Source organism: Streptomyces sp. adm13(2018) (genome assembly GCF_008042145.1).
Classification (GTDB): Bacteria; Actinomycetota; Actinomycetes; order Streptomycetales; family Streptomycetaceae; genus Streptomyces.
The window spans coordinates 1133321-1144078 of the sequence record NZ_RDBH01000129.1; the positions used below are offsets into that span (position 1 = coordinate 1133321).

Sequence of the window (10758 nt, forward strand, 5' to 3'; positions counted from 1 at the left end):
CTACCGCACCGCCGCCGCCCCGCTCGGTCGTACGGCGGCTGCTTCCGCCGGTCGCCGCGCTCGCCGGTGTCGCCGCCGCCTTCGCGTACGTCGGGACCGTCGACCCCAACGAACCCGGCCACTACCCCGTCTGCCCCCTGCTCCGCTTCACCGGCGTCTACTGCCCCGGCTGCGGCGGCCTGCGCAGTGCCCACGCCTTCGTCCACGGCGACCTCCCGGCCGCCCTCGGCGCCAACGCCCTCGCCGTCGTCGGCTATGGACTGTTCGCCGTCCTCATGACCGTCTGGCTGATTCGCGCCGTCCGCGGGGTCCCGATGCGCCTCGCGGTCTCCCCCGTCCTGTGGTGGGGGATCGGGGGCGTCCTCGCCCTGTTCACCCTGGTCCGGAACCTTCCCTTCGGCTCCGCGCTGGCCCCCTGAGCGCCGCCACGGCGCCCGCGGGAGCCCTCCGGGAGTCCCAGCAGATGGGACACCGCTCCGGCCGATGCGAGTCCGGGGCCGTCCTGCGGATAGGATCGATGTGGCTGAACCTGGTTCATCATCACCATCACCGTCCCGGAAGGGGGCCCCTCGCGTGAGTGTGCTCGACGAGATCATCGAAGGCGTACGCGCCGACCTCGCAGAGCGGCAGGCGCGGGTCACCCTCGACGAGCTCAAGGAGCGCGCCGCCAAGGCGCCGCAGGCCAAGGACGGCGTCGCCGCACTGCGCGGCGACGGCGTCAAGGTGATCTGCGAGGTCAAGCGCTCCAGCCCGTCCAAGGGCGCGCTCGCCGCGATCGCCGACCCGGCCGGACTCGCCGCCGACTACGAGGCGGGCGGCGCCGCCGTCATCTCGGTCCTCACCGAGCAGCGCCGCTTCGGCGGTTCGCTCGCGGACCTGGAGGCCGTCCGCGCCAAGGTCGACATCCCGGTCCTGCGCAAGGACTTCATCGTCACCGCGTACCAGCTCTGGGAAGCACGCGCGTACGGAGCGGATCTCGCGCTTCTCATCGTCGCCGCCCTGGAGCAGGAGGCGCTGGTCTCCCTCATCGAGCGCGCCGAGTCCATCGGGCTGACCCCGCTGGTCGAGGTGCACGACGAGGACGAGGTCGAGCGCGCCGTCGACGCGGGCGCCCGGATCATCGGCGTCAACGCCCGCAACCTCAAGACCCTCAAGGTCGACCGCTCCACCTTCGAGCGGGTCGCCCCCGAGATCCCCGCGCACATCGTCAAGATCGCCGAGTCCGGGGTCCGGGGTCCGCACGACCTGATCGCCTACGCCAACGCGGGCGCCGACGCGGTCCTGGTCGGCGAGTCGCTCGTCACCGGCCGCGACCCCAAGGCCGCCGTCGCCGACCTCGTCGCCGCCGGCGCGCACCCGGCGCTGCGGCACGGCCGGAGCTGACGGCGTCATGACTCCCGTCCGCGCCACGCCGACCGCCCGGGGCTTCGCCGCCTCGGGGGGTGGGTCGGTCGTGTCCGCGGACGCGGCGGGGCGGACCCTCCCCCAGACTCCGTCCGGGGGGACCCCCACCGCCCAGCGGAACAGTTGCCCACAACGGGGTGGGTAAAGGGCGGGCGGCCCAAGGCCGGAGGCCCCAAGCGGGCGGCTCCAGGCCGGAGGCCCGAGGCCTGCGGCGGGCGGTCCCACGGGGGCGGCTACAGGTGGGGCCCCGGCTCCAGGCAAAAGCCTCAGGCTTCAGGGCTCAGGCCCGAGGGTCGAGGCCGCGACCCGGCAGCGGGTGCGTCCCGTGTTGGTCCGTGGGAGTGGAGCGGCGCGCATAACGTGACCATCAACCACACGTCACCCGGGGCACCCGCCCCGCGAGGAGCATCCGCATGTCCAGCGAGTTCTTCATTCCGGACCTGGAAGGTCAGGTCCCCAGCCCCGAGGGCTACTTCGGCGCCTACGGCGGCAAGTTCATCCCGGAGGCCCTCGTGGCCGCCGTCGACGAGGTCGCCGTCGAGTACGACAAGGCCAAGTCCGACCCGGAGTTCGCCCGCGAGCTCAACGACCTCATGGTCCACTACACGGGCCGCCCGAGCGCCCTCACCGAGGTGCCCCGGTTCGCCGAGCACGCCGGCGGCGCCCGGATCTTCCTCAAGCGCGAGGACCTGAACCACACCGGCTCGCACAAGATCAACAACGTGCTCGGGCAGGCCCTGCTCACCAAGCGCATGGGCAAGACCCGTGTCATCGCCGAGACCGGCGCCGGCCAGCACGGCGTGGCCACCGCCACCGCCTGCGCCCTCTTCGGCCTCGACTGCACCATCTACATGGGCGAGATCGACACCCGGCGCCAGGCCCTGAACGTGGCCCGGATGCGGATGCTCGGCGCCGAGGTCGTGGCCGTCAAGTCCGGCAGCCGCACCCTCAAGGACGCCATCAACGAGGCGTTCCGCGACTGGGTCGCCAACGTGGACCGGACGCACTACCTGTTCGGCACCGTCGCCGGCCCGCACCCCTTCCCCGCCATGGTCCGCGACTTCCACCGGGTCATCGGCGTCGAGGCGCGCCGCCAGATCCAGGAGCGCACCGGCCGCCTCCCCGACGCGGCGGTCGCCTGCGTCGGCGGCGGCTCCAACGCCATCGGCCTCTTCCACGCCTTCGTCCCCGACGCGGACGTCCGTCTGATCGGCTGCGAGCCGGCCGGCCACGGCGTCGAGACCGGCGAGCACGCGGCCACCCTCACCGCGGGCGAGCCCGGCATCCTGCACGGCTCGCGGTCGTACGTCCTCCAGGACGAGGAGGGCCAGATCACCGAGCCGTACTCGATCTCGGCCGGACTGGACTACCCGGGCATCGGCCCGGAGCACGCGTACCTCAAGGACAGCGGACGCGGCGAGTACCGCGCGGTCACCGACGACGCCGCGATGCAGGCGCTGCGGCTGCTCTCCCGTACCGAGGGCATCATCCCGGCGATCGAGTCCGCGCACGCCCTCGCCGGGGCCCTGGAGGTCGGCAGGGAGCTCGGCCCGGACGGTCTGATCCTGGTCAACCTCTCGGGCCGCGGCGACAAGGACATGGACACCGCCGCCCGCTACTTCGGCCTGTACGAGGCCGACACCGAGGTCGCCGCCGACGCCGGGGCCGAGGACACCGCGGAGATCGAGGGAGACGCGAAGTGAGTGGGAACATCCAGCTGCTGAGCGACACCCTCGCCAAGGCGAAGGCGGAGGACCGGGCCGCGCTCATCGCGTACCTCCCGGCCGGCTTCCCGACCGTCGACGGCGGCATCGCCGCGATCCGGGCCGTCTTCGACGGCGGCGCCGACGTGGTCGAGGTCGGCCTCCCGCACAGCGACCCGGTGCTCGACGGACCGGTCATCCAGACCGCCGACGACATCGCCCTGCGCGGCGGCGTCAAGATCGCCGACGTCATGCGGACGGTCCGCGAGGCCCACGAGTCCACCGGCAAGCCGGTCCTCGTCATGACGTACTGGAACCCGATCGACCGGTACGGCGTCGAGCGCTTCACCGAGGAGCTCGCCGCGGCCGGCGGCGCCGGCTGCATCCTGCCCGACCTGCCGGTCCAGGAGTCCGCGGTCTGGCGCGCGAACGCCGAGAAGCACGGTCTCGCGACCGTCTTCGTCGTCGCCCCCAGCAGCCGGGACGAGCGCCTCGCCACCATCACGGCGGCCGGCTCCGGCTTCGTCTACGCGGCCTCCCTGATGGGCGTCACCGGCACCCGCGAGTCGGTCGGCGAGCAGGCGGCCGACCTGGTCCGCCGCACCCGCGCCACCACCGAGGCCGGCCGGGAGCTTCCCGTCTGCGTCGGTCTCGGCGTCTCCAACGCCGTCCAGGCCAAGGAGGTCGCGGCCTTCGCCGACGGCGTCATCGTCGGCTCCGCGTTCGTGAAGCGGATCCTCGACGCCGACGGCGACGAGCAGGCGGGACTCGCCGCGGTAAGGGAACTGGCGGCCGAACTCGCCGAGGGCGTCCGGCGCGTCCCGTAACCCATCCGGGTGGATCTGCGACCGGGGAGGCACGCACGTGCCTCCCCGGTTCGTTTCCGAGGCGTGAGCCAGAACAACAGCGGTGACGGTAATCGGAATGCGCGGGAGCGCCTGCAGCAGCAGCGCGAGCGCGAGAAGGCCCGTGAGAAGCAGCGGCGGATCCTGATCGTGTCGGCGGCGGTGGTCGGTGTCCTCGGACTGGCCGCGGTCGTCGGCGTGATCGCCGCGGGCGGCGACAAGGACAGCGCCTCCGACGACGCGGGGCAGGTGGTCGTGCCGGCGGGCGCGACCGACGAGGACGGCAAGCCCGCCGTGCCCACCGGGAAGTCGGACGCCCCCTCGACGCTCGCGATCTGGGAGGACTTCCGCTGCCCGGCGTGCGCCCAGTTCGAGAACGCGTTCCGGGACACGATCCACGAGCTGGAGGCCGCCGGCGCGATCAGGACCCAGTACCACCTCGCCACCCTCATCGACGGGAACATGGGCGGCAGCGGCTCCCTGCGCGCGGCGAACGCCGCCGCGTGCGCCCAGGACGCGGGGAAGTTCACCGCGTACCACGACACGCTCTACATCAACCAGCCGCAGGAGACCGACGACGCCTTCGGGGACAACGCCAAGCTGATCGAGCTGGCGGCGAAGGTGCCGGGGCTCGACACGCCCGCCTTCCGCAGCTGTGTGAACGACGGCACGCACGACACCTGGGTGGCCAAGTCGAACGAGGCCTTCCGCAACGGCGGCTTCGGCGGCACGCCGTCCGTCCTGCTCAACGGCGAAGCGATCTTCCCGCAGAAGGGGAGCGAGCAGATCTCCCCGGAGAACCTCAAGAAGTGGGTCGCCGAGGCCAACAAGGGCAAGAAGCCCGGCACGGCCGCGCCGACGAGCGCCCCGGCGGCCTCCCCGGGCTCGCCCTCGGCGGGCTGAGACCCCGCCCCGGGACGGGGTTAGTTACCCATACGTTGCCGGGCGGGCTGCCGTCCCGCCCGCCCGGCAGGGTAGCGTCGGTCCTGCCATGGACCTTGCCTACATTCCCAGCCCGTCGACCGGCGTGATCAACCTCGGACCGATCCCGCTGCGCGGCTATGCCTTCTGCATCATCATCGGTGTCTTCGTCGCCGTCTGGTACGGCAACAAGCGCTGGATCGCCCGGGGCGGCACCGCCGGCACCGTGGCCGACATCGCCGTCTGGGCGGTGCCCTTCGGCCTCGTCGGCGGACGCCTGTACCACGTGATCACCGACTACCAGCTGTACTTCAGCGAGGGTGAGAACTGGGTCGACGCCTTCAAGATCTGGGAGGGCGGCCTCGGAATCTGGGGCGCCATCGCGCTCGGCGCGGTGGGTGCCTGGATCGGCTGCCGCCGCCGGGGCATCCCGCTCCCGGCGTACGCCGACGCCATCGCCCCCGGAATCGCCTTCGCCCAGGCCATCGGCCGCTGGGGCAACTGGTTCAACCAGGAGCTCTACGGCAGGCCGACCGATCTGCCCTGGGCCCTGAAGATCACCGAGAGCGCGAACCGCGAGGCCGGGCTGTACCACCCGACCTTCCTGTACGAGTCGCTCTGGTGCGTCGGCGTCGCCTTCCTGGTCATCTGGGCCGACCGCCGCTTCAAGCTCGGCCACGGCCGCGCCTTCGCGCTGTACGTCGCCGCGTACTGCGTGGGCCGGGCCTGGATCGAGTACATGCGCGTCGACGAGGCCCACCACATCCTCGGCCTGCGGCTGAACGTCTGGACCGCCATCGGCGTCTTCGTGCTCGCCGTGGTCTACATGGTGGTCTCGGCGCGGGTCCGACCGGGCCGCGAGGAGATCGTGGAGCCCAAGGCCGCCAAGGAGGCCGTCGCCGTCGACAAGGCCGCCCCGAAGGCCGACGGCGAGGACGGCGGCGCGGACGCGGACACCGACGCCGAGGCCGTCACGGACAGCCGCGGGGACAGCGGGAAGGCCGACGGGGACGTGGCGCACGACGCCGACAACGGCGCCGGGTCGGCCGCCAAGAGCTGATCCGCCCCCCAGCCGGTCGAAAGGGCCGCCGGGACCGAGAGGTCCCGGCGGCCCTTTCGCGTACCCGGAGGGTCAGGCGGTCCGGGCCGCGAGGGCGAGGACCCGGTGGGCGCCCGCCACCACCGCCGCGTCCACGAAGCGACCGTCCGGGAGGGCCAGGGCGCCCGGCTCGGGGCCGGCGGCCTCCACGACCTCCCGCGCCGCGTCGACCTCCTCGGGGGTGGGCAGATAGGCGCGCTCGATGACCGGGAGCTGGCGGGGGTGGATGGCCGCCCGGCCGAAGAAGCCCATGGCACGGCCCCGGGCGCAGCCCGCCGCCAGCGCCTCCAGGTCGCCGACGTCGGGATGCACGGACTGGGCCGGCGGCGGGAGGGCGGCCGCGCGGGCCGCGACGACCACCCGGCCGCGCGACCAGTCCAGGCCGTGGTCCTCCCGTACGCCCAGGTCCGCGCGGAGGTCGGCCTCGCCGAGCGCGATGCCGCGGACCGCGGGGTGGGCGGTGGCGATGGCGTACGCGTGCTCCACGGCCAGGGCGTTCTCCAGGAGCGGGTACAGCGGCAGGCCCGGGGCGAGCTCGACCAGCCGGAGGATGTCGGTGGCGTGTGTCACCTTGGGGACACGGAGACCGTGCAGGCCGGGGAGGAGGGCCAGGGTGGGGATGTCGCGCGGGGTGTGGACGCGGACGTGGACCGGGACGGGCAGCGGGTCCGCGAGCAGTTCGGCGGTGGCCTCCAGGGCGTACGCCTTGCGGTGCGGGGCGACCGCGTCCTCCAGGTCGACGATGACCACGTCGGCGCCGGAGGTCAGGGCCTTGCGGACCACGTCGGGGCGGTCGCCGGGGGCGTACAGCCAGGTGAGGGCGGGCGTGCCGGGCCGGCCGCGGGTGGTGTCGGCCGGTCGGCCCGGGGTCTCGCTCGTGCTGTTCATACCGCTCCCTGCTCGCGGAGGCCGTCGATCTCGGCGGGGCTGAGGCCCAGTTCGGAGAGGACGTCGGCGGTGTCGGCGCCGTGGGGACGGCCGGGCCAGCGGATGGCGCCGGGCGTCTCGGAGAGGCGGAAGAGGACGTTCTGCATCCTGATCGGTCCCAGCTCGGGGTCCTGCACCTCGGTGACGGTGCCGAGGGCCCGGTACTGGGGATCGTCCACGACGTCCCGGATGTCGTAGACGGGGGCGATCGCCGCCTCCGCCTTCTCGAACGCGTCCATCACCTCGTCGCGGGTGCGGCGGCCGATCCACGCGCCGACCGCCTCGTCCAGGACGTCCGCGTGCCCGGCCCGGCCCGTGCCGTCGGCGAACCACGGCTCCTCGATCAGCTCCGGGCGGCCGACCAGGGTCATGACGCGCTCGGCGATCGACTGGGCGGAGGTGGAGACGGCGACCCAGGAGCCGTCGGCGGTGCGGTACGTGTTGCGGGGGGCGTTGTTGCGGGAGCGGTTGCCCGTGCGGGGCTGGACGTAGCCGAGCTGGTCGTACCAGAGGGGGTGGGGTCCGACGACGGCGAGCATCGGTTCGATGATGGCCATGTCGACGACCTGGCCGCGCCCGGTCGTCGTCCGCGCGGTGAGCGCGGTCATCACCGCGTACGCCGTGGCGAGGGCGGCGATCGAGTCGGCCAGGCCGAAGGGCGGCAGGGTGGGCGGGCCGTCCGGTTCGCCGGTGAGGGCCGCGAAGCCGCTCATCGCCTCGGCGAGGGTGCCGAAGCCGGGGCGGTGGGCGTACGGGCCGAACTGGCCGAAGCCGGTGACCCGGGCGAGGACCAGGCGCGGGTTGACGGCGGACAGCTCCTCCCAGCCGAGACCCCAGCGCTCCAGGGTGCCGGGGCGGAAGTTCTCCACGATCACGTCGGCGTCGGCGGCGAGCGCGAGGAGGGTGTCGCGGCCGCCGGGGGACGACAGGTCGAGGGTGATCGCCCGCTTGTTGCGGCCGAGGACCTTCCACCAGAGGCCGMTGCCGCCCGAACTGCTCGCCTCCGTCGACCTGCTGGTGCCCAACGAGCACGAGGCGGCGGCGCTCACCGGCCTCACCGACCCCCGCGAGGCGGCCCTCGCCCTGCTCCGCGACGTCCCCGAGGTCGTCGTCACCCTCGGAGCGGCGGGCAGCCTGTACGCCGTCCGGGGCGCCGACCCGGTGACGGTGCCCGCCCCCCGCGTCCGGGCCGTGGACACCACAGCCGCCGGCGACACCTTCGTCGGCGCCCTGGTCGTCGCCCTCGCCGAGGGCCGCCCCGCCCCCGAGGCGCTCGCCTGGGCGGGGTCCGCGGCCGCACTCTCCGTCCAGCGCGAGGGCGCGTCGACGTCGATGCCCTACCGCACCGAGATCGACGCCGCCTTCGGCTCGCCGGGCGAGGAGACGGGCACGACCGGAGAGGAGTCCGCCCCCGTATGACCACCGCACCGCACACCCCGGCCTCCCCCACGGTCCAGCCGGAGGACCTGCTGGGCCCGGCCCTCCGCCAGGGGGCGGAGGTCGGGGCGCGGCACCCCGGAGGCACCGGCCGTCTCCGGGGCGGGCGGTCCGCCCGCCTCCGCCCAGCGGGCGGCGACGGCGCGCGCGTCCCGGCCGTCCTCCGCCGCCTGGCGGAGCTCGTGGCCCAGCAGGTCCTCCGGCTGGACCCAGGTGAGACGGAGGTTCACCGGTCGGCCGCGCCCGTCAGCACCGCGAACGCCCGCTCGTGGGCGCGGCGCCGCTCCTCGTCCCGGGTGAAGACCTCCCGGGCCACCTCGGTCAGGGCCCGCGCCGGGGCGTGGAGGTCCAGACGGCTGGCCTCCGCCACCCGCTTCGCCCAGTCCGCCGGCACCGCCTGCTCCCCGTGCAGGGCGCCGACGATCGCGCCCGCCATCGTGGCGATCGAGTCGCAGTCCCGGCCGTAGTTGACGGAGCCCAGGACGGTCCGGCGGAAGTCGCCCTCCCCGACGAGGAGCATGCCGAGGGCGACGGGGAGTTCCTCGATCGCGTGGAGGCGGGAGGGGCGGCGGGCGCCGAGGGACGGGGCGCGGTAGTCGGGGCCCACCGAGTCGAAGGGGGCGACCGCCCGGCGGAGCGGTGCGAGCGCCGACTCGAAGTCCCGGTGGTCCGCGGCGACTTCCGCCACCGCCTCGATGGCCGCCCGCGTCCCGTCCTTCGCCAGTGACAGGGCCGTTTCGACCACCGATCCCGCCGTGGCGCCGGGGACGCACGCGGCCGCGACGGCGGCCGCGAACACGCCCGCCGCCTCCCGGCCGTACGAGGACTGGTGCGCGCCCGCGATGTCGAGGGCCTCGGCGTAGGCGGCCTCGGGGTGGGCCGCGTTGACGAGTCCGACCGGTGCCATGTACATCGCGGCTCCGCAGTTGACGATGTTGCCGCTGCCGGCCTCGCGCGGGTCCACGTGCCCGTAGTGGAGGCGGGTCACCAGCCATTTCTCGGCGAGGAAGATCCGCTGGAGCGGGAGCGCCTCGGCTTCCAGCTCCGGGATCCAGACGAGGGATCCCATCAGTTCGGGGACGAGGTGGTCCGCGACCGCGTACGCGTCCAGGTGGCCGCGGACCCTCTCGTACACCCGGATCAGCGCGTGGGTCATCAGGGTGTCGTCGGTGACGTGTCCGTCGCCCTTGTGGTACGGGGCGATGGGGCGGGCGGTGCGCCACGCCTCGCCGTTCCACGGGCCGACGATCCCGGCGACCCGGCCGCCGTGGCGTTCCGTGATCTGCTCGGGGGTGTAGCCCTCGACGGGTCCGCCGAGGGCGTCGCCGACGGCGGCACCGAGGAGGCTGCCGGTGATCCGGTCATCCAGTGCGGGCGTCGGCCCGGGGGGTGTCGAGGGGGTCATTGTGGGTGTCATGTCGGGATTGTCCACCCGGGGCGGGTCGTTCCGTGGCTGCGAGCAGCCCGGCGAGTTCGACCAGATCCGTTCCCGCGAGCCGGGGCAGCGCGCAGCCCGCCAGCGTCCGGCACGCCTCGCGCCAGGTCGTCGGCACCGAACGGCCCCCGCCCAGCGCCCCGGTGAGCGCTCCGGCCAGGGCCGGCGCGGAGTCGGCGACCCGGGACAGGCAGACGGCGGCCGGCACCGCGGCCGTCATCTCGCCCCGGGCGGCGAGGGCGAGGGCGAGCGCCACCGGGACCGTCTCGGCGGCGGCGATGCCGTAGCTGTAGACGTGGTCCACGATCTGGTGCTCGAGGAGCGGGACCAGCTCGAAGGACGAGCCGGCGGTGCGGGCGAGCCGTACCGCGTGACGGGCGTTCCGGCCGATCTCGGTGACGGGCGGCAGCTCGGCGAGCGCCGCCTCGACGGCCTCCTCGACCGACGCCCCGCCGAGCGCCGCCGCGATCGCGGCCGCCGTCGCGCGGGCGCCGTGGACGCCGTCGCCGTCCTGGGTGTACCGGGCGTCGAACTCGGCGAGTTCGGCGGCCGCATGGGGGTCGCCGGGGTGGACGACGGCCAGCACGGCGGCCCGGACGCAGGCCGCGTCGTCGAAGAAGTGCGGGTTGTCGTGGCCGGTGGCGGGCGGGCGCAGCCCGGTCGCGAGGTTGCCGAGACCCGCGCGGACCGAGATCCGGGCGCGCAGCGGGAGCACGGCGGACTCGACCTCGGGGGCGCGCTCCGCCGCGGCGGCGACCTGGCAGGCCAGCTCGTTCCAGGCGAGGTCGACGGCGGCGCGCAGCCGGCGTTCCCGGGGGAGCGCGGTGAAGACCGGGCCCCCGGCGCCGAGGATCGCCTCGGCGGTGAAGACCGCCCATTCGGCGTCGTCGGACGGGCCGAGGCGGAGGGGCTCGGGGGGCTGGTTCAGGGCCATTCGGCGTCGTCGGACGGGCCGAGGCGGAGGGGCTCGGGGGGCTGGTTCAGGGC

10 protein-coding genes and 1 pseudogene are annotated in these 10758 nt (G+C 74.3%); 7 read left to right on the plus strand and 4 right to left on the minus strand.

Annotation, left to right across the window (positions count from 1 at the left end):
* From EAO70_RS21840 to lgt, 6 genes are all read left to right on the plus strand, one after another.
* Positions 1-419, plus strand: a 419-nt coding sequence (locus EAO70_RS21840) for a DUF2752 domain-containing protein (RefSeq protein WP_410091303.1), incomplete at its 5' end; no start/stop codon positions are given.
* A gap of 154 nt (positions 420-573) precedes the next feature.
* The gene (trpC, locus tag EAO70_RS21845) at positions 574-1383 is read left to right on the plus strand and encodes an indole-3-glycerol phosphate synthase TrpC (protein ID WP_030314603.1); all 810 of its coding nucleotides are present in this window, start codon (positions 574-576) and stop codon (positions 1381-1383) included.
* A gap of 434 nt (positions 1384-1817) precedes the next feature.
* A complete protein-coding gene (gene trpB / locus EAO70_RS21850; protein ID WP_148004530.1) occupies positions 1818-3107 on the plus strand; it encodes a tryptophan synthase subunit beta in 1290 nt (429 codons plus the stop codon).
* Entirely contained in the window at positions 3104-3934 is an 831-nt protein-coding gene (gene trpA / locus EAO70_RS21855; RefSeq protein ID WP_148004531.1) for a tryptophan synthase subunit alpha, read from the plus strand. Before trpB ends, trpA begins: the two co-directional genes overlap by 4 nt.
* 63 nt (positions 3935-3997) lie before the next feature.
* Positions 3998-4855 carry a DsbA family protein gene (locus tag EAO70_RS21860; RefSeq protein ID WP_148004532.1) on the plus strand — a complete coding sequence of 286 codons (858 nt, stop codon included), beginning with the start codon at positions 3998-4000 and terminating at the stop codon, positions 4853-4855.
* Between the two features lie 88 nt (positions 4856-4943).
* Positions 4944-5933, plus strand: a complete 990-nt coding sequence (lgt, locus tag EAO70_RS21865; RefSeq protein WP_148004533.1) for a prolipoprotein diacylglyceryl transferase — start codon at positions 4944-4946, stop codon at positions 5931-5933.
* 72 nt (positions 5934-6005) lie between these two features.
* On the opposite strand, the gene EAO70_RS21870 is transcribed toward lgt, so the two are convergent.
* Positions 6006-6860 (minus strand): HpcH/HpaI aldolase/citrate lyase family protein, encoded by an 855-nt coding sequence (locus EAO70_RS21870; RefSeq protein WP_148004534.1) that lies wholly within the window; start codon positions 6858-6860, stop codon positions 6006-6008.
* Positions 6857-7924, minus strand: a complete 1068-nt coding sequence (locus tag EAO70_RS21875) for a CaiB/BaiF CoA transferase family protein (protein ID WP_261992979.1) — start codon at positions 7922-7924, stop codon at positions 6857-6859. The genes EAO70_RS21870 and EAO70_RS21875 overlap by 4 nt, the downstream gene beginning before the upstream one ends.
* On the opposite strand from EAO70_RS21875, the pseudogene EAO70_RS21880 reads away from it, so the two are divergent.
* Positions 7875-8318 (plus strand): annotated as a pseudogene (locus EAO70_RS21880) (PfkB family carbohydrate kinase); the annotation flags it as partial. The gene EAO70_RS21875 and the pseudogene EAO70_RS21880 overlap by 50 nt on opposite strands.
* A 244-nt stretch (positions 8319-8562) precedes the next feature.
* Here the strand turns inward: EAO70_RS21880 and EAO70_RS21890 are convergent.
* Positions 8563-9753 (minus strand): ADP-ribosylglycohydrolase family protein, encoded by a 1191-nt coding sequence (locus EAO70_RS21890; RefSeq protein WP_148004535.1) that lies wholly within the window; start codon positions 9751-9753, stop codon positions 8563-8565.
* The coding region (locus tag EAO70_RS21895) for an ADP-ribosylglycohydrolase family protein (protein WP_148005287.1) at positions 9698-10758 on the minus strand (1061 nt) is incomplete at its 5' end. The genes EAO70_RS21895 and EAO70_RS21890, both read right to left, overlap by 56 nt.

Coding starts and splice junctions, on each gene's coding strand:
- trpB (WP_148004530.1), top strand. CDS start 1,818: ATGTCCAGCGAGTTCTTCATTCCGGACCTGGAAGGTCAGGTCCCCAGC.
- lgt (WP_148004533.1), top strand. CDS start 4,944: ATGGACCTTGCCTACATTCCCAGCCCGTCGACCGGCGTGATCAACCTC.
- EAO70_RS21870 (WP_148004534.1), bottom strand. CDS start 6,860: ATGAACAGCACGAGCGAGACCCCGGGCCGACCGGCCGACACCACCCGC.
- EAO70_RS21890 (WP_148004535.1), bottom strand. CDS start 9,753: ATGACACCCACAATGACCCCCTCGACACCCCCCGGGCCGACGCCCGCA.